Source organism: Rothia similimucilaginosa (assembly GCF_029850985.2).
GTDB lineage: Bacteria > Actinomycetota > Actinomycetes > Actinomycetales > Micrococcaceae > Rothia.
In genome coordinates this window covers 716051-742823 of the sequence record NZ_CM138149.1, presented here as the reverse complement: position 1 = coordinate 742823, position 26773 = coordinate 716051, and the positions used below count along the sequence as shown (strand labels likewise).

General features: G+C 58.3%; 20 protein-coding genes. 9 read left to right on the top strand and 11 right to left on the bottom strand.

Annotated features, from left to right (window positions below):
- Nucleotides 1-129: 129 nt before the first annotated feature.
- From QFX07_RS03150 to QFX07_RS03140, 3 genes are all read right to left on the bottom strand, one after another.
- Nucleotides 130-1476, bottom strand: a complete 1347-nt coding sequence (locus tag QFX07_RS03150; RefSeq protein ID WP_279740312.1) for an RNA polymerase sigma factor — start codon at nucleotides 1474-1476, stop codon at nucleotides 130-132.
- Nucleotides 1477-1868: 392 nt separating this feature from the next.
- Nucleotides 1869-3734, bottom strand: a complete 1866-nt coding sequence (locus tag QFX07_RS03145) for a metal-dependent hydrolase (protein WP_279740314.1) — start codon at nucleotides 3732-3734, stop codon at nucleotides 1869-1871.
- Between the two features lie 281 nt (nucleotides 3735-4015).
- Nucleotides 4016-4921, bottom strand: a complete 906-nt coding sequence (locus QFX07_RS03140) for a PAC2 family protein (RefSeq protein ID WP_279754207.1) — start codon at nucleotides 4919-4921, stop codon at nucleotides 4016-4018.
- 448 nt (nucleotides 4922-5369) lie between these two features.
- Between QFX07_RS03140 and QFX07_RS03135 the strand changes: the two genes are divergently transcribed.
- From QFX07_RS03135 to sucB, 3 genes are all read left to right on the top strand, one after another.
- On the top strand, nucleotides 5370-6866 hold the full coding sequence (locus tag QFX07_RS03135; protein WP_279754208.1) for a leucyl aminopeptidase: 1497 nt from the start codon (nucleotides 5370-5372) through the stop codon (nucleotides 6864-6866).
- A gap of 432 nt (nucleotides 6867-7298) precedes the next feature.
- Nucleotides 7299-8684 (top strand): dihydrolipoyl dehydrogenase, encoded by a 1386-nt coding sequence (gene lpdA / locus QFX07_RS03130; protein WP_279754209.1) that lies wholly within the window; start codon nucleotides 7299-7301, stop codon nucleotides 8682-8684.
- A 191-nt stretch (nucleotides 8685-8875) separates the two neighbouring features.
- Nucleotides 8876-10492, top strand: a complete 1617-nt coding sequence (sucB, locus tag QFX07_RS03125; protein ID WP_279754210.1) for a 2-oxoglutarate dehydrogenase, E2 component, dihydrolipoamide succinyltransferase — start codon at nucleotides 8876-8878, stop codon at nucleotides 10490-10492.
- A gap of 177 nt (nucleotides 10493-10669) precedes the next feature.
- Here the strand turns inward: sucB and QFX07_RS03120 are convergent, their stop codons facing one another.
- Nucleotides 10670-12331, bottom strand: a complete 1662-nt coding sequence (locus tag QFX07_RS03120) for a peptidase (RefSeq protein WP_279754211.1) — start codon at nucleotides 12329-12331, stop codon at nucleotides 10670-10672.
- 142 nt (nucleotides 12332-12473) lie between these two features.
- Here QFX07_RS03120 and lipB point away from each other — a divergent pair, with 142 nt between their 5' ends.
- The 5 genes from lipB to budA all read left to right on the top strand — a co-directional run bounded on the left by lipB (nucleotide 12474) and on the right by budA (nucleotide 18475).
- Nucleotides 12474-13229 (top strand): lipoyl(octanoyl) transferase LipB, encoded by a 756-nt coding sequence (lipB, locus tag QFX07_RS03115; protein WP_279754212.1) that lies wholly within the window; start codon nucleotides 12474-12476, stop codon nucleotides 13227-13229.
- 164 nt (nucleotides 13230-13393) lie between these two features.
- Nucleotides 13394-14401, top strand: a complete 1008-nt coding sequence (lipA, locus tag QFX07_RS03110) for a lipoyl synthase (RefSeq protein ID WP_049354315.1) — start codon at nucleotides 13394-13396, stop codon at nucleotides 14399-14401.
- A gap of 208 nt (nucleotides 14402-14609) precedes the next feature.
- Nucleotides 14610-15326, top strand: a complete 717-nt coding sequence (locus QFX07_RS03105; RefSeq protein ID WP_279740327.1) for a DUF4191 domain-containing protein — start codon at nucleotides 14610-14612, stop codon at nucleotides 15324-15326.
- Nucleotides 15327-15640: 314 nt separating this feature from the next.
- Complete coding sequence (glnA, locus tag QFX07_RS03100; RefSeq protein ID WP_279740329.1) at nucleotides 15641-17065, top strand: type I glutamate--ammonia ligase; 1425 nt, start codon at nucleotides 15641-15643, stop codon at nucleotides 17063-17065.
- A 660-nt stretch (nucleotides 17066-17725) separates the two neighbouring features.
- Nucleotides 17726-18475, top strand: coding sequence for an acetolactate decarboxylase (gene budA, locus QFX07_RS03095; RefSeq protein WP_279754213.1), 750 nt, complete (start codon nucleotides 17726-17728; stop codon nucleotides 18473-18475).
- A 94-nt stretch (nucleotides 18476-18569) separates the two neighbouring features.
- Here the strand turns inward: budA and QFX07_RS03090 are convergent, their stop codons facing one another.
- Both QFX07_RS03090 and QFX07_RS03085 read right to left on the bottom strand, forming a co-directional pair.
- The gene (locus tag QFX07_RS03090; protein WP_279740332.1) at nucleotides 18570-18998 is read right to left on the bottom strand and encodes an HIT family protein; all 429 of its coding nucleotides are present in this window, start codon (nucleotides 18996-18998) and stop codon (nucleotides 18570-18572) included.
- A 54-nt stretch (nucleotides 18999-19052) separates the two neighbouring features.
- Nucleotides 19053-19730, bottom strand: a complete 678-nt coding sequence (locus QFX07_RS03085; RefSeq protein WP_279754214.1) for an MBL fold metallo-hydrolase — start codon at nucleotides 19728-19730, stop codon at nucleotides 19053-19055.
- Between the two features lie 157 nt (nucleotides 19731-19887).
- Here QFX07_RS03085 and QFX07_RS03080 point away from each other — a divergent pair, with 157 nt between their 5' ends.
- The gene (locus QFX07_RS03080; RefSeq protein WP_279754215.1) at nucleotides 19888-20352 is read left to right on the top strand and encodes a Fur family transcriptional regulator; all 465 of its coding nucleotides are present in this window, start codon (nucleotides 19888-19890) and stop codon (nucleotides 20350-20352) included.
- A gap of 264 nt (nucleotides 20353-20616) precedes the next feature.
- On the opposite strand, the gene QFX07_RS03075 is transcribed toward QFX07_RS03080, so the two are convergent.
- From QFX07_RS03075 to QFX07_RS03055, 5 genes are all read right to left on the bottom strand, one after another.
- Complete coding sequence (locus tag QFX07_RS03075) at nucleotides 20617-21537, bottom strand: metal ABC transporter permease (protein WP_279754217.1); 921 nt, start codon at nucleotides 21535-21537, stop codon at nucleotides 20617-20619.
- Nucleotides 21534-22433 carry a metal ABC transporter ATP-binding protein gene (locus tag QFX07_RS03070; protein WP_279754218.1) on the bottom strand — a complete coding sequence of 300 codons (900 nt, stop codon included), beginning with the start codon at nucleotides 22431-22433 and terminating at the stop codon, nucleotides 21534-21536. The genes QFX07_RS03075 and QFX07_RS03070 overlap by 4 nt, the downstream gene beginning before the upstream one ends.
- Nucleotides 22434-23438, bottom strand: coding sequence for a metal ABC transporter solute-binding protein, Zn/Mn family (locus QFX07_RS03065; protein ID WP_279754219.1), 1005 nt, complete (start codon nucleotides 23436-23438; stop codon nucleotides 22434-22436).
- A 339-nt stretch (nucleotides 23439-23777) separates the two neighbouring features.
- On the bottom strand, nucleotides 23778-24860 hold the full coding sequence (locus QFX07_RS03060; RefSeq protein ID WP_279754220.1) for a hemolysin family protein: 1083 nt from the start codon (nucleotides 24858-24860) through the stop codon (nucleotides 23778-23780).
- Complete coding sequence (locus QFX07_RS03055; RefSeq protein WP_279754221.1) at nucleotides 24857-26191, bottom strand: hemolysin family protein; 1335 nt, start codon at nucleotides 26189-26191, stop codon at nucleotides 24857-24859. The genes QFX07_RS03060 and QFX07_RS03055 overlap by 4 nt, the downstream gene beginning before the upstream one ends.
- Nucleotides 26192-26773: the final 582 nt, after the last annotated feature.

Below are 26773 nucleotides of genomic sequence, written 5' to 3'. Positions count from 1 at the left end.
GCATAGCGGGCATGCATAGCGGGGGCTCCGTCCTCGAAGCGCCTCCAGTCGCTGAAGACGAGCATCGTCCGCGTGCCGGTCATGCGGAGCTGTACCGCGAGCGGGAACCTGTGCACCGTTATCGGAGTACTAGTCCAGGTAGTCGCGCAGTACCTGCGAACGCGACGGGTGACGGAGCTTAGACATGGTCTTGGACTCAATCTGACGGATTCGTTCGCGAGTCACGCCGTAGACCTTGCCGATTTCGTCGAGGGTCTTGGGCTGGCCGTCGGTCATGCCGAAGCGCATTGCGACCACGCCGGCTTCACGCTCAGAGAGGGTGTCGAGCACGGAGTGGAGCTGTTCCTGCAACAGAGTGAAGGACACTGCGTCTGCGGGTACGACTGCTTCGGAGTCTTCGATGAGGTCGCCGAATTCGGAGTCGCCGTCTTCACCGAGGGGGGTATGCAGGGAGATGGGTTCGCGGCCGTACTTCTGGACTTCGATGACCTTTTCGGGGGTCATGTCGAGTTCCTTGCCGAGTTCTTCGGGGGTGGGTTCGCGGCCGAGGTCCTGGAGCATCTGGCGCTGCACGCGGGCGAGCTTGTTGATGACCTCTACCATGTGCACGGGGATGCGGATGGTGCGAGCCTGGTCTGCCATTGCGCGGGTGATGGCCTGACGGATCCACCAGGTTGCGTAGGTGGAGAACTTGAAGCCCTTGGAGTAGTCGAACTTTTCGACAGCGCGGATGAGGCCGAGGTTGCCTTCCTGGATGAGGTCGAGGAAGAGCATGCCGCGGCCGGTGTAGCGCTTGGCGAGGGAGACAACGAGTCGCAGGTTGGCTTCTAGCAGGTGGTTTTTGGCTCGCTTACCGTCGTGGATGACCCAGCGCAGGGCTTTTTGGAGGTCTTTGTCCATGTCGGGGTTTTCGGCGAGCTTGTGTTCGGCGTAGAGGCCTGCTTCGATGCGCATGGCGAGGTCGACTTCCTGCTGTGCGTTGAGCAGGGAGACTTTGCCGATTTGCTTGAGGTAGTCCTTGACGGGGTCGGCGGTTGCGCCGGGGGTGACGACGCGCTGTGCGGGTGCGTCGTCTTCGTCGTTTGCGGTGAGGACGAAGCCCGAGCCCTTGGCTGCTACTGCTTCTGCGGCCTTCTTTTCTTCTATTTTGGCTGCGGTTTCTTCGTCTTCTTCGTCGATTTCGTCTTCGCCGTCGGTGGTTTCGAGTTCTTCGTCGAGTCCGAGGTCGAATTCGTCATCGTCGCTCTTTTTGCGGCGGCCACCGGTCTTTCGCTTGGTTGCGGTTTTGGTGGTAGTTTTGCGGGTGCGCTTGGGCTTGTCTGCCTCGGTTTCGGCGGTTGCACCGGTGGTGTCTTCGGTTGCCGCTGCGGCTTTGGTGGTTGCCTTCTTGGTGCGGGTGGTCTTGGTGGTGGTTTTTGCGACAGTTTCTTCGGTTGCGTCGCCGGTCGCGGTCTTCTTGCTGGTTGCAGGTGCCACTAGAACCCTTTCTGGCTTGTGGTGGGGTGCTTTGTCTGCAAAACACCTAAGACCCTGTCAAGTCTGCGCTGGCGTCCTCGGTCAGGGTGTTTGCTGCGTTTGTCCGGTTTAACGCTGTGGGGGCGGGTTTTATTCCGCGTGCGTTGGGCGGTTTGCAGGGTTCCGTTGCTCGTTGTGTAGAGCGGTTTGAGGGCGCGTTGTAGCGCATTGACTGTACGGGGTCAATATATAAGTATTGCAGATTTTTGGTGGCTTTCAACTTGACGCGCTGTTTGGGTGGCTTGTGGACCTGGTTTTGGGTGGGTGCGGTTGTGGGAGGGAGGAATCAATAGGAGGGGCGTGCCCGGTGGCGCGCCCCTCCCCTGTTTGCACCTCGCTTTTAGGTACCGGTTTTAGGGTTTTCGGGGTTTGAGGGCACTGATAGGTTCGCGTCGTGTTCCGGGTTCGCCGCAGATGGTGTGTTTGATCCAGTCTGGTAGGTTTCCTGCGTTGAGGTGTACATCGAGGATATTGAGGTCCTTTCCGAATGTGTGGCGGCAAGCTTCATGGCGGAGTAGGCGGGCGTAGGTGCTGTAGCCCTTGTACCAGTTGGTCCAGGCTTGAGTGTTGCGTAGTGCGGCGTATTCTCCGTCGGTGCTGTGGGGTGTGAGCAGGCTGGTTAGTAGTTCGAGTGCGTTGAGGCGTGCCCAGTAGGGGCTGTCTAGTTTTCCTTTGAGGGCATTGAGGTAGTGGGTGTAGGCGGCGTGGTGTTTGGTGAGGTATTCGCTGGTGGTGCAGCTTTCGTCGATTCGTTGTTGGAGGTTTTCGAGTTTGTTGTGGTCGTTGGGGTGTTCGTCGAGGCGCGGGAGCACGTCGCGGCTGATGGCGTTGAGTTTGGCGGCGCTGGCGTGGTCGGCGGGGGTGAGGTTTTCGAGTGCCCAGTCGTTGAGGTTGGTGTGCTTGATGCTGCGGTTCTGCTGAATGGTGCCGCTCTGTTGGATAGTACGGTGGGTGCGGCGGATCCAGTCTTGCCATTGCACGCATTTTTCGGGCACGGCGCGTACGTATGCCTGTTCGATGCCGGGGGCGGTGCTGAGTGCATGGGTGAAGCTGGCGGGTATATAGGTTTTGCGGGTGATGCGGGTGCCGTAGTGGGGTGGTTCGAGCGGCGCGGGGTTGGGGCTAGTGCTGGGGTATTCGCCGCCGAAGGCGTGGTAGGTGTATTGGGCGGAGTAGTGCAGGTAGGCGAGCGCTTTTTGGGCATGGTTCAGCCTGTAGCTGGCGAGGTAGGTGAGCATTTCGGCGGTGATGGGGTTGAGAGTTACCGGTGCGATGGAGGCGCGTAGGTGCCCGGCGACTTCGGCGGGGATGAGTTCACGGAGTGTATCACCGATGGTGGGCACGTCACTGGTGGTGGGGTTGCCGGTGTTATCGACCGGGTGGGTGGCGAGCAGATGCGCGGCGGCGTTGATGGCGGCGTCCCAGTAGCACAGGTCGATTTGGGCTTGGCGGTAGATGGTGCGGATGCTCTGGCGGGCTTCGTCATGGCGGGTGGTGTGGGTCTGGTCCCAGAGTTCTACGGCGTTTTCCCAGTCGTGGCGGGTTTCAGGGTTGGTTGTGGGGTCGGTATCCCAAGGGCTGTGGGCGTAGTTGTGTTGGGCGGTGTCTGCGATGGTGTCGCCGTGGCGGGTGAGCCAGGTGTAGTAGTTGCTGTGGCGGATTTCTTCGATGGGCGCGAGGAGGGTGAGCGCTTGCTGTTCGGGGTTAAGCGCCCAGATACTGGCGCCGCCTGCGTAGATGACGTCTTCGCAGCGTAGTTCGCTGACGATGCGAGGGTCGTGGAGCAGGTGGAGCCATGCATTGATGGGGGTTTGTGTGTCGACGTCCTGTTGGATTTCTTCAATGGCGGCCAGTTGTGCGGTCTTGGAGTGCAGTTGCCGTTGGCGTACAGTGTTGTCGCCGTCGATAATGATGGCGTAGAAGCGGGTGAGGGTTTCGCCGTTGTGACAGGTGGGGAGTTTGGTGAAGGTTTCGTGCAGGAAGTCGGCGCGTTCACTGTGGGGGCAGGGTTCGTCGGGTAGGTTGACGCGCAGGCTGGGGCCGAGGGTGTTGTCGGTTGCGGTGAGGATGATGAGTGAGCGGTCGGGCCAGTAGCCGTGCTGGTGGAGGGCGCAGCTGAGCACGTCGTATTCGTTGCGGATGGGCGGGGGCGTGTCGTAGCTGCCGTGGAGGTGGTTGTTGTTAGGGGTATTGCCGCTGGAGATGTTGTTTGCGTTCATGCTTTCACGGTGGCATGGTTTACGTGGGTGCGCAGATCATACAAATAATTCTGTGGATACTTCGGTTCATGTGTCCGAAGGTTCCACAGATTTATTCGTATTGTTCGTTTGTGCACCGAGGTTTGTCCACAGCGGTGCGGGGTGCCGCGTCATAATCTGTCACACACTATCTGACGGGCGGTATTCGAAGGGCCAGATGGTAGCCCTGAGCCAGGTTCGTGGCGGGTACCCCTCCACTCCCCTATGACTCGCGCCCCCGCAGTCTCCTCTACTGGACGCACCTATTGTTCGTCGAGGAACCGTTCGAAGAGCGCACCAATCTCATCGCGGCTGGGCACGTTGTGCGCATCGCGTCGCGAGAGGGGAACCGCAATGTCGGAGGTGCGGAAGTTCTCGTCGTAGTTCTCTTCCATGGTCGTAATCATCCGACCGATTTCGGGGTTCTGCTTGACCTGATCGTTGATCTGACTATGTACGTGGCGTGCGGCTTCGCGCAGGTTCTCGGTGGGTAGGGAGAGGTGCGCTGCCATACCCACCTGTTCGAGGGCAGTTAGGGTGCCCTGCGGCAGGTCCGCCTCCGAAATGTACTGGGGAATGTTCACTCCGAAGCCGACGGTGTCGATTCCGTTTTCAGTGAAGAGCACTTCCAGCAGGTTGGTGACGGTTGCGTGTACGTCCGCGCTGGGCTTCCACGGGGAGATGCCGCGAATCAGGTCCTTGCGGGAGCCGTGCGCGGTAATCGGGAAGGGGCGGGTGTGCGGCACCGGCATGGGGAATGCGGAGACCAGCACGACCAGGGAGGGCTTGACCCGCTGGGCGATGGTCAGCACCGCCTTTTCGAAGCGCTGCCACTGCAGATCCGGTTCGGCGCCGGTGAGCAACAGGAACGGCTTGTCGAGGCTATCTTCTGCGGCGTAGAGCTTCAGCTGCGGGTATTGCGGCTTTTCGAAGTGGTCTTTTTCGTAGCGGATGTAGGGGCGGCGGGCACGGTAGTTGTGCAACTGATCGCTGTCGAACTCGACGATTTCAATATTTTTGAGTTCGCTGAGCAGCACCTGTCCGAGCTGGCCTGCCGTGGAGCCTGCGTCTTGCGGGCTGGAAAGGGCGATGATGAGGGTTAGCCCGTGCATCCTGGGGTCGTCCAATATTTTGGTGTTGGCTAAGTAGAGATCTTCGGGGTTGAGCATTACGCCTCCTCACTTCTGTCTAGTTCGCACCGTGTTCGGGGTGGGGTTAGTGTTTCTGCCGGCACCCGAGGTATTGGGGCGAAGGGGCGTCTTCTGTTATCTGACGCTTTCCGTAGTCTTTCATTTTATGCCACTACCGCCCTGTCTCGACAGTGTGCGGACTTTTCTCGCAGTAGGTGAACTTGTTTGGTGTCTCGTCGACGTTCTTAAAGCGCCGTAGCTCCGCTTCTTGTGCATTTTTCTGTTCTGCCAGCTGTTCAGGGTGAGAGCTGAACCTCACACCCTCCTACATATCCGTGTAGAGTAGAAGCAGTAGTCCGCGCGGCTTTGCGCGGCGGTATTCATCCTCACTCGTCGCGGGCCTACAGTTGAGTTTTTCGGGCGCGAGGATTCGGGCGCGAGGATGTGCCCCCCATTATTTTGAGAAGACATACGCAAAGGAGTAACGATGTCTCTGTCTCTGTCTATTCACAGCACTGACCTTGAGGCGCTTGAAGCAGACGTTCTGGTTCTGGGCGTTCTGAAGGGTTCGGACGGCCCGTACCTGGCGCCGAGCTCCCTGTCTGAGGACTCTTTTGAGGGTATTAACGAGCTGTTGGAGGCGCTGGGCGCTTCGGGTGCCCCCGATCAGCTGCTGCGTCTGCCCGGCCTTGAGGACACCGGGGCCGGCATTGTGGCGCTGGCGGGCCTGGGCTCTGATGCTGCTGAGGGTCAGGAGCGCCTGGATGCTCTGCGTTATGCTGCCGGTTCTGCGGCTCGTCAGCTGGTTGGTTCTGCTGAGGAGATTGCTTTTGATTTCGGTGTTTCTTCGGTAGAGGAAATTGAGGCTATTGCTCACGGCGCTGTGCTGGGTAACTTCGTTGAGGAGGGTCTGCGCGGCAAGACTAAGGATTCGGTCAAGGAAGAGCTCGATTCCATTCTGATTGTTTCGTCTATTGATCAGGATGAGGCTGAAGAGGCTCTGGTGCACGGCCTGGTTCTGGGCGAGACCGCTAAGGACGCTCGCCGACTGGTGAACCTGCCTCCGTCGCACCTGTACCCGGAGACTTTCGCTGAGTTCGCTGCTGAGGTTGCGGAGGATTACTTGAACATTGAGATTGAGCTTTTCCACCACGACCGCCTGGCCGAGGAGGGCTTTGGCGGCATTTCCGGTGTTGGTCAGGGTTCACCGCGCAAGCCGGTTCTTGCCGTTGTAAAGTACACCCCGGAGAACCCGAAGGCTCACGTTGCTCTGGTTGGTAAGGGCATCACCTTCGATACCGGTGGTAACTCGCTGAAGCCTGCCGCTTCGATGATGACCATGAAGTGCGATATGGCTGGTGCCGCATCGGTTCTGAGCGCTGTGGTTGCTTCCGCGGAGCTGGATATTCCGGTTGCTGTGACCGGTTACCTGTGCTTGGCTGAGAATATGCCCGGCGGTCATGCACTGCGCCCGGAGGACATTATCACCATGCGTGATGGTCGCACCGTTGAGGTGCTGAACACTGACGCTGAGGGTCGCCTGGTCATGGCTGATGGTATCGCTCTGGCTTCTGAGTCGAACCCGGACGTCATCCTGGACATCGCTACCCTGACCGGTGCCGCTATGGCTGCTCTGGGTCTGCGCACTGCTGCTCTGCTCGGTGACGAGGAGATTCGTGGCCGCGTGATTGCAGCCGGCGCTGCTGCGGGTGAGTCTTACTGGCCGATGCCGCTAGAGTCCTATCTGCGAAAGAGCCTGGAGTCCCCTGTTGCCGACCTGAAGAACATTGGTTCCCGCTACGGTGGCGCGCTGACTGCGGGCCTGTTCCTGAAGGAGTTTGTGGGCGAGGGCATCCCCTGGGCTCATCTGGATATTGCAGGCCCCGCGTTCAATGAGGAGTCCCCGTACGGCTTCACTCCGAAGGAAGGCACCGGTTTCGGTACCGCTACCCTGGTGAACTTCATCGAGTCGTACGCTAAGTAGTCTGCTTGGCTAGGCGTGGCTCCTAGCTGGCGCATCCTAACTGGTGCTCCTTATCTGGTGCACGGCCGCACAGCATAGAGCAGATCTGAGGAGGGCTTTCCTGTATTTCTATCGGGGAGCCCTCCTCTTTGTTTTGTCTTGTTCTTGACTGCGTTATATGTTCCGACTGTGGTGGTGCTGTCATCTGACTGTTTTATGACCCGCCCTTTTCTTGCGTGGTGAAAAATTTGCGGTGTTTAGGCGATTAATCGGCTAAAACCGCCCTGAGTGAACTTAAACGACCCTCAACGGGGGTATTGTTGTATTAAGTGTTTTTCTGCGTGCGCGGAGAGGCGCGCAAGTTTTTCGAGCTCGCGGGCCTTTCGCGCATGCTGAGGAACCTACCAGTAAATTGGTAAAGAACTCATTGCAGGGGTTTCAGCCCCAACAACTATGCAAGGGAGCAATATCGTGGCTCAAGAATTCGACATCCTCATCCTCGGCGGCGGTTCCGCTGGCTACTCGGCAGCTATTCGCGCACGCCAGCTAGGCTTCACCGTCGGTCTGATCGAGAAGGAAAAGGTCGGCGGCACCTGCCTGCACACCGGCTGTATCCCCACCAAGGCGTACCTGCACGCTGCTGAACTGGCTGAAGAGGCACGCGAGGCGTCCAAGGTTGGCGTTAACGCTGTACTGCAGTCCATCGAGATGGGCAAGGTTCGCGATTACAAGGACGGCATCGTCTCCGGTAAGTTCAAGGGTCTTGCGGGCCTGCTGAAGATGAAGGGCGTAGAGGTTATCCCCGGCGAGGGTAAGCTGACCGCTCAGGACACCATCACCGTCGGTGGTGTTGAGTACAAGGGTAAGAACATTATCCTGGCATCCGGCTCGGTCTCCAAGACCTTTGGTCTGCCCATTGAGGATCGCGTTCTGACCTCCACTGAGGCGCTGGAGATGGACTACCTGCCCAAGAGCGCTATCGTGCTCGGTGGCGGCGTGATTGGTTGCGAGTTCGCATCCATGTGGAACGCTATGGGTGTTGACGTCACCATCATCGAGGGCCTGCCGAACCTGGTTCCCAACGAGGATCCGGCCATCATCAAGGTTCTGGAGCGTGCGTTCAAGAAGCGCGGCATCAAGTTCAACACCGGCACCCTCTTCGAGAAGGTTGAGCAGGACGCTAACGGTGCTAAGGTCACCCTGGCTGACGGCAAGGTCTTCGAGGCAGAGATTGTTCTGGTCGCTGTTGGTCGTGGCCCGAACACTGCAAACATGGGCTACGAGGAGCAGGGCATCCCCATGGATCGCGGCTTCGTCTTGGCTAACGAGCGCCTGCACACCGGTGTTGGCAACATCTACGCTGTTGGCGACATCGTCCCCGGCGTTCAGCTGGCTCACCGCGGTTACCAGCAGGGTATCTTCGTTGCAGAAGAGATCGCTGGCCTGAACCCCACCATCGTTGAAGATGTCAACATCCCCAAGGTCACCTTCTGTGACCCGGAGATCGCTTCCGTTGGTTACTCCGAGCCCAAGGCTAAGGAGAAGTTCGGCGCTGAGAACGTTGAGACCGCTGAGTACAACCTGGCTGGTAACGGTAAGTCCGCTATCCTCGGTGCTACCGGCATCGTGAAGGTTGTCCGCCAGAAGGACGGCCCCATCGTTGGTGTTCACGCTATTGGTAAGCGCATGGGTGAGCAGATTGGTGAGGCTCAGATGTGGGTTGCTTGGGAAGCATTCCCCGAGGACGTCGCTAAGTTCATCCACGCACACCCGACTCAGAACGAGTCCCTGGGTGAGGCAGCAATGGTCCTGAACGGCACCCCGCTGCACAGCGCATAAATTTTGCTGACTGGCGTTAGCGCGTCAGCTTAGTATTGACGACCGTTGGTCGTTAGCGGTTGCGGGCGTATCCGCTGAACAACGCCCCCTATCCGGATGCGCGTCGACGTGCTTCGATGCATACGGCGCGCATCCGGGTCGCCGCTCACATTTTTCTAGTTCAAGCATTCACAAGGAGAACGGGAAAGATTATGTCCCACACCGTAGTACTGCCCGCACTGGGCGAGTCCGTGACCGAGGGTACCGTTACCCGCTGGCTCGTAGAGGTCGGCGACACCATTGAGGTTGACGCACCCCTGGTTGAGGTTTCCACTGACAAGGTTGATACCGAGGTTCCCTCCCCCGTAGCAGGCGTTGTTGAACAGATTCTCGTCCCCGAGGATGAGGACGTCGAGGTCGGCGCTGCTCTGGCTATCATTGGCGACGGTTCCGGCGCTGCTGCACCGGCTGCTCCCGCAGCTGCTGCTGCTCCCGCTCCGGCTGCTGAGGCTCCCGCAGCACCGGCTGCTCCCGCAGCTGCTGCTGCAGGCACCGAGGTTCTGCTGCCCGCACTGGGCGAGTCCGTCACCGAGGGCACCGTTACCCGCTGGCTGAAGGAAGTTGGCGAGCAGGTTGAGGTTGACGAGCCCCTGGTTGAGGTTTCCACCGACAAGGTTGACACCGAGGTTCCCTCCCCCGTAGCAGGTACCCTGCTCGAGATTCGCATCCCCGAGGATGAGGACGCAGAGGTTGGCCAGGTTCTGGCTATCATCGGCGACGCTTCCGCTGCTGCTGCACCGGCTGCTCCCGCAGCACCCGCTGCTGCTCCGGCCGCTCCCGCAGCACCCGCTGCTGCTCCGGCCGCTCCGGCAGCTGCTGAGGGCGAAGCATACGTGACCCCGCTGGTCCGTAAGCTCGCTAAGGACAACGGCATCGATCTGTCCACCGTCAAGGGCACCGGTGTTGGTGGCCGCATCCGCAAGCAGGATGTTCAGGCTGCTATCGCTGCTAAGGGTTCCGCTGCTCCCGCCGCTGCTGCACCCGCTGCAGCTGCTGCTCCGGCTGCTGGTTCCGCAAAGGCACCGCACACCTTCGAGGTTTCCCCCAAGCGTGGCACCGTCGAGAAGACCGCACGTATCCGCCAGGTTATTGCAAAGCGTATGCGTGAGTCCCTGGACGTCTCCACTCAGCTGACCCAGGTCACCGAGGTTGACGTGACCCGCGTTGTTCAGCTGCGTGCAAAGGCTAAGGACGGCTTCGCTGCTCGTGAGGGCGCTAAGCTGACCTTCCTGCCCTTCTTCGTCCAGGCAACTGCTGAGGCTCTGCAGCAGCACCCCGCTCTGAACGCTTCCATGACTGAGGACTACAAGCAGATCACTTACCACGGCTCCGAGAACATCGCTATTGCTGTGGACACCCCCAAGGGTCTGCTGGTTCCGGTCATCAAGAATGCTTCTGACCTGGGCATTGCTGGCCTGGCAAAGGCTATTGGCGACCTGGGTGGCCGCGCACGTACCGGTGACATCTCCCCCGAGGAGCTGTCGGGTTCGACCTTCACCATCACCAACATTGGTTCCTTCGGTGCACTGTTCGACACCCCGATCATCAACCAGCCGAACGTTGCAATCCTCGGTACCGGTTCCATCGTGAAGCGCCCCATGGTTGTTAAGGATGTTGACGGTAACGACGTTATCGCTATCCGCTCCATGTGCTACCTGTCCCTCACCTACGACCACCGTGTGGTCGACGGTGCAGACGCAGGTCGCTTCCTCCACACCCTCAAGACCCGCCTGGAGGAGGCAAACTTCGAGTCTGAGCTCGGTCTCTAAGACCTGCAAAGACTCAAGGAAGTTTCCTTGTGGGGGTACCCTGATGGGTAGCCAAGCGTAACTTTCCGGGATTTGCCGGACAGCGAGCAAAAGGCGGCGGCTCCATCCATTTCGGTGGGTGGGGCCGCCGCTTTTGTTGTGTCCGCGGTTCTCGCAGTGTCAGTTACGCGGTGTCAGCTATGCTTGGATGGGTTCGGCACGGGCTATCTCCCAACCTTTCTCCCCGCGGTGCAGGTCGAAGATGACTTTCTGGCGAGTGACGCCGTTTTCTTCGCTGAGCTTACGGGCTTCTTGCTCAGTTTTATTGGCGCGGTAGCCGGATGCGGAGACCACCGCTATCACGCGGATATTCTCACTATCGCGGCTGAGTTCTTCGGCTGTATCTAGGGTGAGTTCTGCGCCGCCTCGCATGCGCCGTTCGTGGTTCCGCTGATCGATGAGGGCTCGTAGGATTTGTTCGCCCTTCGTTGTCTTGTCCTGTGCACTCTGATTCTGTGTTGCCATGCCGCCGGGTGCTTGCTCCCCCGCTGCGTTCATGGTTTGAGAGGATACGGACTGTGCCGTTGCCGGGGCGTTCTGACCGTAGAGGGTGAACCCAAGAGGCAGCATGATAGCCCCCAGCACGAGCACAGCGATGCCCAGCCACGCAGCCAGTCCCAATCGCTCGGTGGGGCGGGTGAACGCACCACGTAGCATCATCAGGCGGGATGCATCCGTCGCATTTGCTTTCTTTGGGGCGGGTGTAGTCTTTACAGGGTTCTTTGTAAGGCTAGCCCCGGAGCTCGTTGCAGAGCTCAATGGTTTAGAACCTGCGACAGCTGCGAGCCCCAGCTTCTTCACGCGAAGCAAAGGTTCCGACAGGTAGCGTTGCGCCTTCTGAGCCTTTGAGAGCTTTTGCACCGGCGCAGGCTCCACAGCTGCGGGAATTAGGGCGCGGGCTCTTTCTGAACAGCTCAGGTACACGTTGAGTGGACGAGGCGGCACCTCCTCCGCGAGGGCGACCACGGAGCTGAGCCCTGCGAGCGCCGCCTCCTGGTCGGGTGCGTCAAGCAGGTATTCGAGGGCTCTACCTAGGCGCTCAATCCACTCGCTGCTGGGTGCTCCTTCGGGTGCGGTGCCGGTGGCTCCCATCCGCAGTGACACCATGCGCAGTGAGAGGGGTATGCGGGCAGCGGAGGGTTCCGGTGTGTGTCCGCATGCGGCTTGCCAGAGCAGGGCTGCTGCGGTGCGGGCGTAGTTGCCCCGAGCGGCGGTGAGCTGTTCCATATCTTGAGGAGCCGCTGCACGATAGGCCGTATCAGGAAGCAGAAGTTTGGGCACTCCGGAGGCGCTCAGAGCAATATATTCGGCGCTGAGTTCGGCGCGCCCCTCCCCTACCTTTTTGAGGGTGCCGAGCGCCCGGTGCAGGGTTCGCGCCAGGGTCATGATCTCGGCGGGTGTCAGGGTGCGAGCGCGCAGGAGCTTGTCGAGGGTGCCCGCGTCGAGGGGTTCGTACCAGAGGCACAGTCGATCGGTGCTATCGGCGCGGTCACCAGTAACGGCGTGGAGCTTGGCGAGTCCGGGCGCATTACGTAGGGCGGCGGCTACCTGTGGGGTCTGGGCGTGCCCTTGAGCAGATGCATCCGTGTTTTCCTCGAATCCATACCCGTTGAGTGCCGGCCGTAGAGCGGGAGCGGACAGGGCTGGCTGAGGAATGGTGCGCAGGGTGTAGCGTCCGGAGTGCGCAGAGATTACGGAGGGCGCACTCTCGGTAGCTTCACCCCGGTACTCGACAATCTGCAGAGTGGGTAGAGCCGGGTTGGCGATGCTTTCCAGAACGTGTGCTTCTTTGCTTATCATACCATTATGTTATCAAAACATATCAAATAATATCTTTAATCAAGCTAAAATACTTCAAGCACTCCATAGAATCTTATTGGTGGATTCAGGTATTTATCTACCTCTTCAACCCTCCTGCCCCTAAGCACACCCTCATGTAACATTGCGAGGTGTTCGCTCATCACGTGATTCAGGGCGCCCTAATTTTCTTCCCTCCACTAGCAGTACTAAGGTAGAAAGTATGTCTGTGACGATTGAACGCGTGGGCTTCGCCCCGAACTATGTGAACTATGTTGAGTGCCTTGACGAGCAGTACCGCATCCACGATGAGGTGGCTAACCGCACCCGCCAGAATACGATTCTTCTACTTGAGCACGAGGCAGTGATTACCGCCGGTAAACGCACGGAAGACCACGAGTATCCCGCAGACAAGTCCACCCCCGTCGTCAAGATTGACCGCGGCGGCAAGCTGACCTGGCACGGCCCCGGCCAGCTGACCGGCTACCCGATTCTGCGTCTGCCCGAGCCCATTGACGTGGTGGCGTATGTGCGTATCATCGAGGAAATCATCATTAACGTCCTGGCTGGTCTGGGCATTAAGGGTGAGCGCGTTGAGGGCCGTAGCGGCGTGTGGATTCTGGGCGACGGCATCACCCAGGACAAGAAGATTGCGGCACTGGGCATGCGCGTTTCGCGTAACACCACCATGCACGGCTTCGCAATTAACTGCTGCAATGACACTGCACCTTTCCAGCAGTTCATTCCCTGCGGTATTAGCGATGCTGGTGTTACCACCATTTCGGAGCAGCTGGGCCGCACTGTCACCCCCGCCGATATTTTGGTGCCGCTGGAGGCGGAGCTTCTGAAGTATCAGAACCGCTTGGCGGAGTCCTTCGAACCCGTGGCGGCGCAGAACTAAACACAGGGTTAGACGCAGCCCATAAGCATCGAACGGGCCATACACGTAACGCGTCCGGCTTTGTTCGTCATATACGACAATCAGTTTCACCTATGCCCAAGCGGGCGTAAAATAAAAGGTGGCCCACCTGCACAGAGGGCACACCGAGACCAAGGAGAAGACTTTTGAGCACCGCACCTGAAGGACGCAAGCTACTGCGTGTGGAAGCCCGCAACGCCGAGGTTCCCATTGAGAAGAAGCCTCACTGGATTAAGACCAAGGCTATTGTTGGCCCCGAATACAACGAGATGCGCGAGCTGGCTCGCGGTCAGGGTCTGCACACCGTGTGTGAAGAGGCTGGTTGCCCCAATATTTACGAATGCTGGGAAGACCGTGAGGCAACCTACCTGATTGGTGGCTCCGAGTGCACCCGTCGTTGCGACTTCTGCAATATTGCGACCGGCAAGCCCGTCGCTGTTGACTACGCTGAGCCGTTCAAGGTTGCTAAGAACGTGAAGGTCATGGGTCTGCGTTACGCAACCGTGACCGGTGTTGCTCGTGACGACCTGGAAGACGGCGGCGCGTGGCTGTACGCAGAGACCACCCGCCAGATTCACAAGATGTGCCCGAACACCGGCGTTGAGATGCTCGTCCCTGACTTCAAGGGTGTTCCCGAGCATGTTCAGAAGGTGATTGACGCTAAGCCTGAGGTATTCGCGCACAACCTGGAGACCGTCCCCCGCATCTTCCGTCAGATTCGCCCAGCGTTCCGTTACGAGCGTTCCCTGGATGTTATTACTCAGGCGAAGGAAGGCGGCATGGTCACCAAGTCCAACCTAATTCTGGGTATGGGCGAGACCGACGACGAGATTTACGAGGCGCTGTGCGATCTACACGATGCTGGCTGTGACATCATTACCCTCACCCAGTACCTGCGCCCCGGCCCGCTCTTCCACCCGATTGAGCGTTGGGTGAAGCCACAGCAGTTCGTGGACTTCGCGAACATGGCTGAGGAGATTGGTTTTGCTGGCGTTATGGCGGGCCCGATGGTTCGTTCTTCGTACCGTGCAGGTCGCCTGTGGGCTCGTGCAATGCGTAAGAACGGCTACCCGATCCCCGAGAACCTTGCCCACATTGAGAGTGAGGGCGCAGCCCTGCAGGAAGCCTCCTCCCTGGTGGCTGCAGGCTACTAAGCCTTTTCAGAATCTTTCTGAGAGCGTTGAGGCTCCTCGAACCCGATGTTCGTTCGGTGTTCAAGGAGCCTCCCTTTATACCCCGTACCTTGTGTGGGTACGGTAAACTAGAAAAATTGCAGGCTACACTGCATCGTTACGTCACTATGGTTCCGTGAGCGTTTGAGGCGCTTCTCGGGGCCGCGGAAGAACCAGCCGAGGAAGAATCGTGGCAGATAAGCGCGAAGAGAAGAAAAAGAAGAAGGAACGCACTCCGGGCACTTTCGCCCAGATGAAGCAGGTCTACCAGATGACCAAGAAATCCGACCCGAATATCGGTTGGATTCTGACTCTGTCGGCTTTGGGTACCCTTTTGGTTTTCCTCCTCATCGGTATTGCCCTGAATAACTGGATTACTTTCCTGATTCTGGGTCTGGGCGTTGCCGCTATCGTGGCGATGCTTCTGCTGGGTCGGCGCGCGCAGACTGCAGCTTTTGCTCAGATTGAGAACCAGCCCGGTCGTAGTGGTGCGGCGATGAACTCGGTGCGTCGCGGCTGGATTGTTGAGGAGCAGCCCGTTGCTGCGAACCGCAACCAGGATCTAGTGTTCCGTGCGCTGGGCCGTCCCGGTATTGTGCTGGTGACCGAGGGTCCTCACAGCCGTGTGAGTTCCCTGGTTAACACCGAGAAAAAGCACCTGAACCGTGTAGCTCCCGGCGTTCCGGTTCACGTGATTGAGACTGGTCACGAAGAAGGTCAGGTTGAGCTCAAGGACGTTGTGAAGACTATGAACAAGCTTCCGAAGGCGCTGACTCAGCAGGAGATGCAGGTTATTTCGGGTCGTCTGAGCACTCTGAACACGATGCGTAACCCGATGAATGGACTGCCTAAGGGCGTTGACCCGATGCGTGCTCGTCCTGACCGTCGTGCAATGCGCGGCCGCTAATTGAGGATTTTATGTAAGTGTGAAGGCTCTGCTTTTTCCTTTCGGGGAAACTCCGGAGCCTTTTACCATGTCCAGTGACTGTTCTCGCAATCAGGGTGTCTATCTGGTGCCTTGCGCTGTGGGTTTGCCTTTGACGCAACAGCTTTCCAAGATTTGTAACATTACCGAAACACGATAGTCACGCATACGCAAAAAATAACCACTATCCTGGATATGTCACAGGGTTTTGCCCGCGACCAACACTAACATCAAAGATTGACGCGTTACTCGGGAGATACCCTCCCCTACGTTCAATCGCACAAGGAGCAGTCCTCATGTTTACCAGCCCCCAGGAAGTTCTCGACTTTATCAAGAACGAAGAAGTAGTCTTCGTTGATATCCGATTCACCGACATGCCCGGCGTGCAGCAGCATTTCAACTTGCCCGCTAAGGCAATTGATGACGATTTCTTCATCAACGGCCAGCTTTTTGATGGCTCCTCTATCCGCGGCTTCCAGGGCATTGCAGAGTCTGACATGCAGCTGATCCCCGATGTTCAGTCTGCGTACGTTGACCCCTTCCGCATTGAGAAGACCCTGGTCATCATCTGCTCCATCGTGAACCCCCGCACCGGCGAGCCCTACCACCGTGACCCCCGCGGCGTTGCTGAGCGCGCTGAGGCTTACCTGCAGTCCACCGGCATTGCAGATACCGCGTTCTTCGCATCCGAGGCTGAATTCTTTGTCTTCGAGGATGTCCGCTACCAGGTTGAGCCGAATTCTGTGTTCTACAAGATTGATTCCGACGAGGCTCCCTGGAACACCGGCCGCAAGGAAGAGGGCGGCAACCTGGGCAACAAGACCCCCGTCAAGGGCGGCTACTTCCCCGTCTCCCCTGTCGACAAGCAGGCTGACCTGCGTGACGCAATGTGCGTAGCAATGGACGAAGTTGGTCTTGAGGTTGAGCGTAGCCACCACGAGGTGGGCGCAGCCGGCCAGGCAGAAATCAACTACAAGTTCGATACCCTCACCAAGGCAGCTGACGATTTGCTGAAGTTCAAGTACGTCATCAAGGGCACCGCAGACGCATGGGGCAAGTCCGTAACCTTCATGCCTAAGCCCGTCTTCGGCGACAATGGCTCCGGTATGCACTGCCATCAGTCGCTGTGGCAGGACGGTGAGCCTCTCTTCTACGATGAGCGCGGCTACGCTAACCTCTCTGACACTGCACGCTGGTACATTGGCGGTCTGATTGAGCACTCCTCCGCTGTGCTGGCATTCACTAACCCGACCGTGAACTCGTACAAGCGTCTGGTTCCCGGCTACGAGGCTCCCATCAACATGGTGTACTCGCAGGGTAACCGTTCTGCCGGTATCCGCATCCCGATTACCGGTACCAACCCGAAGGCTAAGCGTCTGGAGTTCCGTGCACCGGACCCCTCCGCTAACCCCTACTTCGCGTTCGCTGCTCAGCTGATGGCTGGTCTGGACGGTATCCGTAACCGCATTGAGCCGCCGGCACCGATCGATAAGGACCTGTACGAGCTGCCCGCTGAAGAGGCTAAGGACATCAAGAAGGCTCCGGCTAACCTGGAGGAGGCACTGGCTGCTCTGGAGGCTGACCACGACTTCCTGCTCGAGGGCGGTGTCTTCACCGAGGACCTGATTCAGGCGTGGATTGACTACAAGCGTAAGAACGAGCTGGAGCCGCTCTCGCTGATTCCGCACCCGCTTGAGTACCAGCTGTACTACGGCGTCTAATTCCAGGCTTCTAGATTTGAGCTCTGAGCCCGGCCCCGCATAGGGCTACGTTCCGAATAGTATGCAATGGCCTATATGTTCCCTTGGGGGAGCATATAGGCCATTGTTGTGTGTTCTGATGGGTATCTGCAGGGATTCTGTGGAGTGCAGGCTCACCGAACCATTTTGGTGACGGTTCGTGTCTAATATTTATCTTCCTCGATGAGCTTCGTGTGTCTTAGTTGCGCTTGGAGTCGCTCTAAGGGCTAAGCTGTTGATGCTGGCGGTCCCTCCCTTTTTTGTTCTGCAACCGGAGGAAACATCAGTCTTTTTATGCCGTCAGCTCCCACCTAATAAATATTGGCAGAGGTGGGCAGGACAGAGGTCGGTATCGGGCATGTGGAGATGCTGTTGAAGCTCTAAAATCTCATAGCGGACGCAAAGAGCATGAGAGCATACTATAAGATACTATCTTTGCAGGTCCCGGAATTTTTCGCAGACAGGCGTACAATGAAAGTGCAAGCGTCCGGCCGGTGGCACCTCCGAATTCCGCGAGAAGCGACATCACATGGCCGTGTTCTCTCGACTAGGTATCCGGGTTTTTCATACACCGAAGCTAGTATCGCCGATGACCGACCGACCCGTCTGACGCTACTTCCAATGTCAACAAGGAGAATTCTCATGGCTTACCAGCCGACCATCCTAAACGGTGAAACTGTCTTCCGTAACGAAGTTTTTCAGACCGGTCTTATGTCCCAGCTGCTGGACGGTATTTACGACGGTGAGATGACCATCGGTGAACTCCTGAGCCACGGCAGCTTCGGTGTAGGTACCTTCAACGGTCTCGACGGCGAAATGGTCGTCCTCGACGGAGTCTGCTACCAGGTGCGTCACGATGGTTCCGTATCTATGCCGGATCTGACTCAGCAGACCCCCTACGCCGTGGTCACTAATTTTGTGCCCATGATTAAGCGTGAGCTACCGCAGAACCTGCTCCGTAAGTCTGCCTCGCAGATTCTGGATGACTTCACCGTCTCCAAGAACTACATGTACGCCATCAAGATTTACGGCGAGTTCGAATGGGTCCGCACCCGCACCGTGAAGAAGCAGGAAAAGCCCTACCCGAAGATGGTAGACGCAACCGAAAATGAAGACATCGTCCAGTTTGACAACGTGACCGGTACGATTGTTGGTTTCCGTACACCCATCTACGAGCAGGGTATTTCGGTGCCGGGCTGCCACGCTCACTTCATCGACGACGAGCGCACCCGCGGCGGCCACGTGGTCGACTTCAAGCTGCGCTCCGCAAAGGTCGAGATTTGCCCCGGTACCGGTCTGCAGCTGCACCTGCCGCTGACCTCTGAGTTCTCCTCCGCTAATCTCTCCCCTGAGGATTTGGCAGAGCAGATTTCTAAGGCTGAAAAGCACTAAGCTCCCCCCCCCCGGGATATAGCAACGAAGGGGCTGCCCTCTACAAATCTGTAGAGGACAGCCCCTTCGTGTTTATACGCACTGTAAACGGCGCTTACGCCTCGGGCACAAACTCACCGTAACCGCGCTCGCGCAGGGCGGCACGCACCTTCTCGGCGGCCGCATCCAGCTCTTCAGTGGTTGCGTCCTTCTTTGCATTAGCCGGATCGTAATCAGCCATGCCGTCAGCTGGGAACAGGTGGATGTGGGTATGCGGCACGTCGAAGCCCGCAATCATCAGAGCCACACGGTCCTTATCAAACGCCTGATCCAGGGCACCAGAAATCTTGTGCGCTACAGCAAACAGGTGCGCTGCCAGTTCAGCCGGCAGATCGGGCCAACGGTCAATCTCAGCGCGGGGAACGAGCAGTAGGTGACCTTCCGACAGAGGCATGATATCCATGAACGCCACGCACTGGTCATCCTTCCAGACGAAACGACCCGGGATTTCGCCATCAATAATCTTAGTAAAAATCGTGCTCACGATACTCTCCTTCATGCGCCGTCATCAGCGCGTTTGAATCTCAAAATTCAGACTCTATGCCTGAACCTCAATACTCTCACCGGGGTTTAGATGCTTCAGCTCAGTACCGTACTTCGCACCGAAATTCGTCACCAGGCCCTCAATAATGCCGGTACCGTTCTGGTTAATCATGCCGTTGTGAATCGGAACCACACGCTGCGCGCCGGTCGCAATCACAAAATCGATGACTTCCTGAACCTTCGACCAGGGGGCATGAATCGGCACCAGGACGGTATTTGCACGCACCCGGTGAGGAACCACCAGTGAATCACCTGGGTGGTACACGGCACCGTTAATCAGGTAACCAACATTGGCGATCATCTGAATCAGCGGGTGAATCAGGGCGTGCTGACCGCCGTAGGTCTTCACCTCAAAACCGGGGATGCTGAACTCAGAATCAGAGGAAACAACGGTAACCTCGGCAGCAGGCACAGCCTCCTTAATAACCTGGGCGACAGCCTCGGGAGCCCAAATCTTCAACGGGTTCTGCGATTCGGCGCGCTGAGCAATCAGCGGCAGCACCGACGGTTCATCAAAATGGTCCGGATGCGCGTGGGTCACGAACAGGTAATCCGCGCCTTCCAGCACGGTGACATGTTCGCCTTCAACAGCAAAGTTACCGGGGTCAAGAACGAGGGTGTGCCCCTCATTCTCAAGGCGGATACATGAGTGGGTGTACTTCGTCATTTTCATAGTTTTAGTCTACCGTTAACCCTCATTCATGCCTGTTGGTGACTTCACCTTTTGGAATAAAGCGCAAATCACCCACCTTTTGAACGCCTCTAGTGTAAAGTCGTAAGACAAGATCGACCACACAATGGGGCGGAGGTCCGCCCCGAAAGGTTCAGCAATGGACACTCATATTCCCGTACGGAGAATTACGAAGCCCGCCGAAGCCCGAAATACCCGCCAGCGTCGCATCATCAAAGCGACCATGGAAGAGCTCGGCGATTTCATCTCAGCACAGGATCTGCACCTGATGCTCGCGAACCGCAAGGAACAGGTCTCTCTCGCAACCACCTACCGTGTACTGCAGTCGCTGGCTAACGCCGGCGAGCTCGACTCGGTCAAGGGCATTGAAGGTGAGACCCTGTACCGCCACTGCCAGGTGAAAGATCACCACCACCACCTGCTCTGCCGCCGATGCGGCACAGCCATTGAGCTGGAAGCACCCGCCCTCGAGGACTGGGCGCTGGCGATGGGCAAGCAATACGGCTTCTCGGAGCTGGAGCATGTGGTAGAAGTGACCGGCTACTGCCCGGACTGCACTTTAGCACGTCGCCAGGAAGAATCGCAGGGCGGCGCTGCACGCTAATGTTGCAGGCTAAGCCGCAACCTCTAAGCCCCTCATTCTGAGGAGCTATCCCCATCCAGGGAAAACCTTCTCAACGAAGGAAACGGCGCCTTCAAAGATCTTTGACGCCGCGACAGCACGACACACAGGGCATCTGTACAAGACAACACCACACATACTAAGCCCCCGCCGCACCGGGACACCCCCCCCTTTCACCGCGGCACCCATGCACGACAATGAAAGAGCCCCACCTCATTCCTGAGGCGGGGCTCTTTCTTATAGGTTCTATGCCTTCTCAGTCAGCTGACGGCCCGACGCGCTATGGCGACGCTTCACACCACCAATCACACGGCACACCACATAAATTAGGAAGGAAATACTGGTCACGTAGGGGCTAATGGGCAGGGAACCGGCAAGAGCCAGCAGAATACCACCCACAATGGACGCCTCCGCAAACAGCACCGACAGGATCAGGGTGCGTACCGGAGAGGCAGTCACCTGCATCGCCGCAGCCGCCGGAGTAATCAGTAGCGCCAGCACCAGCAGCGAACCGACTACCTGCACCGACAGCGCCACAGCAATACCCAGAATCACCATGAACACCAGGGACAAAAAGCGCATCGGCACGCCCTTAGCGCGCGCGACCTCCGGGTCCAGGGAGGCGAAGCTCAGCGGACGCCACACCATCACCAGCAGGGAAATAATAACCACCGCACCAATAATCATGGTGTGCAGCTGGTCAGCATCCACAGACACAATCTGACCGGTCAGCAGACCAAACTTATTGGCGCTACGACCCTGGTACAGGGAGAGGAAGAGAATACCCAAGCCCAAGCCGAACGGCATGAGTGCACCAATCACCGAGTTCGAGTTACTCGCCTTAGAGCCCAAAAAGGCAATCAGCAGAGCCGAGGCAATCGAACCAACCATGGAGCCGGTCACCACGTCATAGCCGAGCAACAGGGCAAGGGCGGCACCAGCGAAAGACATTTCAGAGATGCCGTGCACCGCAAAGGCGTGGTCGCGCATCATCACGAAAATACCGACGAAACCGCCGATAAGGCCCAGAACAACGCCAGCAAAAATAGAGTTCTGCAGCATCTGCAGCAGCTCACCGTAGCGGTCAAAGACGAAGATACGGGAGAGCAAATCATTCTGCGCGACGGCAACCGGAGCCAGAGCAGGGAGGAAAGCAAGAATGGTCATCGAGTGGTTCCTCCCGGAAGGTGTAGGGTGCGCTGCGGTTCAGAAAGACCAGACTTCAGGTGAGAGCCATGACTGTTCTGGTCGGTGCCCACAAGATGGCAGTGGTCGCTGGCGTGAGTCTCACCCACCACCACATAGCGGCCGTTGGATTTGAGCACGCTCACCGGGGTTCCGTACAGGGAAGTGAGGGTCTCGCTGGTCATAACCTCTTCCACCGAGCCGACCGTGAAACGGCCATTCGCCAAGTAGAGGACACGATCCACATGCTCAATGATGGGGTTAATCTCGTGGGTCACGAACACTACCGCCACGCCGCGTTCACGATTGAAACGGTGAATCAGCTCAGCCACCGCGTACTGGTGGTTGAGGTCCAGGGAGAGGAGTGCCTCGTCAGCCAGCAGAATTTTCGGGTCGTTCGCGAGCGCCTGAGCAATACGCAGGCGCTGCTGCTCACCGCCGGAGAGAAGGCCCACCGGCACGTTCGCGTATTCGGTCGCGCCGACGGCTTCGAGGAGCTCGTCCACCTTGGCGCGGTATTTTCGGCCGTGCAGGCGGATGCCCCAGCGGGGCCCGTCCACGCCAAGTCCCACCAGGTCGCGGGCGCGCATCGGGGTGGAGGTAGGGATGGACTTCTGTTGCGGTACGTAGCCGACTCCGGCGTTGCCCAGGCGTGCGGGCTTGCCGAGCACAGAGATTTCGCCGGCGTTGAGTCCGGTCAGACCGAGAACGACTTTGAGGAAGGTGGACTTACCGGAGCCGTTGGGTCCGAGCACGGCGAAGTATTCGCCTGCACCGATGTCGAGGGTTAGATCTTTCCAGAGGGTGCGGGCCCCGAAAGCGAGGTTACCCCCGCGAATAGAAATCGCGGGGGTGGCACCGTTATTGTTGCCAGTCACTTAGGAGAGCGCCTTTTCGAGGTTGCTGACGTTGGTCTTCATCCATGCCAGGTAGTTGGTGTTCTCCGGCAGGGTTTCGGTGAAGGATACGTAGTTCACCGAGGCGTCCTTAGCTGCCTGTAGCACCTCATTGGTCTGGGAGGTAGAGGTCTGCTCGTTGTATGCGAGTAGCTGGACCTTCTTCTCGGTGACCATGTCCTTGGTTTCCTTCAGGACGAGGGCGGGAACGTCATTGCCGGCTTCGGCCGCCTCAACGAATTCGCTGGGGGTTGCGTTCTCTGCGCCGGTGGAGGAAATCAGATAGTCCGGTACGGGCTCGGTGGACAGGTACTTCTTACCCTCACCGGCGATTGCCTTAGCTGCTGCATCCAGTGCGTCCAGTTCCTTGGCGAAGGTGGATGCGTTGGTGCGGAACACCTCAGCATGTGCGGAGTCGAGGCCTGCAAGCTCTTCAGCGATCTGCTGGGCGATTTTCTTCATGGTTTCGAAGTCGTACCAGAGGTGCTCGTTGAATTCGTGTGCGTGGGCGTGGTCGTCGCCGTCTTCATGATGTTCACCGCCGCGGTGGTCCTCGACCAGGTGGGTGTATTCGGCGTCGGTGAGCTTACCGCTGATCTTGACCGCGTTCACAATCTTCTGGGAGGTGTTATCCTTGCCCGCGAGGTCTTCAAGGAACAGGTCGTAGCCTGCGCCGTTGATGACGATTAGGGATGCGTCCTTTGCCTTAAGGCGGTCGGCGCTGGTGGCTTCATAGGAGTGGGGGTCGGTGCTGGTGGAGGCAATCAGCGCGGTCACCTCAATGTATTCGCCGCCAATCTGCTTAGCGATATCTGCGTAGACGTCGGTGGAGGCGACAACCTTGACCTTGCCTTTGGAACCAGCCGAGGAGGATGAACTGGAGGAGGTGTTGTTCTCGGTTGCGCAGCCTGCCAGCAGCAGGGAGGATGCAGCGAGTGAGCCCATTGCGGTGAGGAAGTGCTTACGGGTAATCTTCGGGTACGACATATGGGCTCTCTTTCGCTTCGTTCTGTTCTGTAGGTTTCTTAACTACATCATGAGCACACCCGTATAAACAACTCTTTATTGGTCTCATTATTGGTCTCATTGAGGTGATGTTGGGCGGCTCATTTCTCTGTCAGGAGCTTATGGAGCAGGGATATATAGCCAGGCCCATTCCGCTCCCCCAATGCCGCTTCATACCGCCCCCTGAGACTACCTCTTACGTACCACCATCAACCGTTTTTGGCAGTAAAACAGCCCACCCCGCGCTCTTCTTCACGAGAGTGCCGGGCGGGCTGTGTGTTCAAGATTCCCCTGTTTTACTCGGGGTATCTCACGATGCGGTTATTGGGCTTTACGCGACTGCTGTCGGCGCACACGCTCACGCACCGCGTCCTGGGTGGTGTCGTTGATTTCGCCGACGAGCTCCTCCAGCACATCTTCGAGGAAGACCACGCCGAGGGTTACGCCATGCTCATCCATAACCTGCGCGATATGGGTTCGGCTACGCTGCATGGAGGCGAGCGCGTCATCAATATCGGTGGTCGGGGTGAGCGTGTCCAGGGAACGCAGCTTGTACCAGGGGAAGGGCTCATCGAACCGTTCGGAGGCGATGGCGAGGGCGTCCTTCACGTGCAGGTAGCCCATGTAAGTTCCGTCGCTGTCGGCAATGACGAAGCGGGAGTAGCCGCTGCGTGCCACGGCACGTTCCAGCTCGGCTGGGGTACTGCCGAAGGGCAGGGTGACGAGTTTATCGCCGGGCACCATGATTTCGTAGACGTCCTTCTCGGTGAATTCGAGAGCGCTTTCAATCACGCCTGCGTCGTCCTCCACTGTGCCTTCCGCGGTTGAGGTTGCCACGATGGTCTGCAGCTCACCCAGGGTGAAGGTGGAGGCGACTTCGTCCTTCGCTTCGACCTTCATGAGCGCCAACAGCTTATTGGACAGATTGTTCAGCAGGGCAACCACGGGGGCGAAAATTTTGGAGACGGTCACCAGAGTCGGCACGATCCAGAGAGCCACACCGCGGGCGGCGAGGGTCACGGCGGCATTCTTGGGAACCATCTCGCCGAAAATCACGTGCAGGTAAGTGACCAAGATCAGGGTGATACCGAAGGCGAGCACATCCACGATTGTGTGGGGCAAGCCGACCAGGTGCAGGGGCACCTCCAGCATGTGGTGCAGCGCCGGTTCTGAAACGTTCAGGATCAGCAGGGAGCAGATGGTGATGCCCAGCTGGCAGGTGGCGAGCATGAGCGAGACATTTTCTAGCGCGTAGATGACGGTCTGCGCTCGTTTATTGCCTTCTTCGGCGAGCGGTTCGATTTGTGCTCGTCGGGTGGACATAATGGCGAATTCACCGGCGACGAAGAAGGCGTTTCCGGCGAGCAGGATGATGAGCAGTGCTATGGCTACCCAGTCGTTCATGCTTTGCCTCCCTTTTCGGTCTGTTCCTGCGCACTAGGTGCGGGGGTGAATCGGATGCGGTCCACGCGGCGGCCTTCGAGGGTGTCCACGCGCAGGGTGCCGCCGGGTACGGGGACGCTGTCGCCTACTTCGGGGATGCGACCGAGCCGTTCCATCATAAAGCCGCCGACGGTTTCATATTCGGGGCTTTCCTCAACCTCGAGCCCGGGGATAAGGGTGTTGATTTCGTCGGGGCGGCGCAGACCGGAGAACACCCAGTCGCCGTTGCCGTAGCGTAGGGGGCGTTCGGTGCGGCCGCGGTCGTGTTCGTCGGAGACTTCGCCGACGATTTCTTCGACGAGGTCTTCAAGGGTTGCGATGCCCGCGGTTCCGCCGTATTCGTCGAGGACCACGGCAAGCTGCAGGGCGCCCTGGCGCAGCCGGGTGAGCAGCGTGTCCAGGTGCAGGGTTTCGGGCACCTGCAGCACGTCTTCTGCGAGGGCGCCGGCTTCAAGGGTTTCGCGGACCTCCGGGGGCACACCGACTGCCTTCTTCACGTGCACGACGCCCACAATGTTGTCATGGTCGCCCTTGTAAAGGGGGAATCGGGAGTGGCCGGTGGAGCGTGCCAGCTTGATGACTTCGGTAACGGGGGCGGTGTCTTCGAGCATGGCGACCTGCCCGCGCGAGGTCATCACTTCGGAGGCGGTCAGCTCGGAGAAGCGCAGGGTGCGGTCTACAAAGCGTGCCGTGTCGGAGTCAAGGGTGCCTTCTTCTGCGGAGCGGCGCACCATGGAGGAGAGCTCTTCGGGGGTGCGTGCCGCGGAGAGCTCTTCTTTGGCTTCCATGCCGAAGCGTCCGAGGATCCAGTTGGCGGAGCCGTTCATGAGGCGCACGAGTGGGGACATGACCCGGGTGAATGCCAGCTGTGCGGGGGCAACTCGGCGTGCCACGGTGTAGGGGGTAGCAATGGCGAGGCCCTTGGGCAACAGCTCGCCAATAATCATGGACAGCAGGGTTGCGACGAGCATTGCCAGCAGCAGGGTGAGCATATCGGTCACGCTGCTGGGCAACCCCATGCTGTTGATTACACCGGTGGTGAGCGCCTTGATGGCGGAATCGAGAGTGTAGCCGGTCAGCAGCGTGGTGATGGTGATGCCAATCTGGCAGCTGGACAGCTGAGTGGAGAGGGTTTTGAGGCAACGCAGGACAGCGTCTGCGGCTTTATCGCCGGAGTCTTTTGCCTGCTGCACGGTCGCAGTTTCGAGTGCCACGAGGGAGAACTCTACGGCGACAAAGAAGCCGGTACCCAGGATGAGGAGTAGACCGATGAGTAGGAGTATCAGATCCACGCAGTCACCGCCTCCACGGGGTAATTTGCGCTGTGCTGGTTCTGGCGTAGAGATTCAACAGGCATCTTGTCCAGATGCTGAGCGCCCGAGGAGGGGCTATTTTCGGGTGCGCTGATGCCATAGGGCGCAGCGTGTGCTGGCAGTATTCTGCATTGACTAGTAGTCAGAGTCTTACTCAAAGGGTCATCCATACCCCATATTTTAGCGAAGGTTTCATCTCTTCCAGATGCCTTAGAGCGCCTGCTCACAAGTGCAAGACTGAGATTGTTATGCATACGGCTCATAGCAAATCAGCAAGAGTAAAAAATTGCATTGCGGATATAGCGCGATGAGCTGGAAAGTTCACCGTGCTTCTCTTTACACTTATACATAGGAGCATGAGTGTGCCGCCATGCAAGCGGATGAACCCCGACGTTCACGGCACGCTAGGCAGGTTGGTACGGTGCACACCCGCACACACAACAGCCACCAAAGGCGATGCGCACATGCTCAGCGTGATGATTCGCCCCTCGAAGACGCGGGTCGTCTATGCCGGGCGAGCCCCGGACGCGACGGATAAATTCACACTAATTGGAAGAGGCG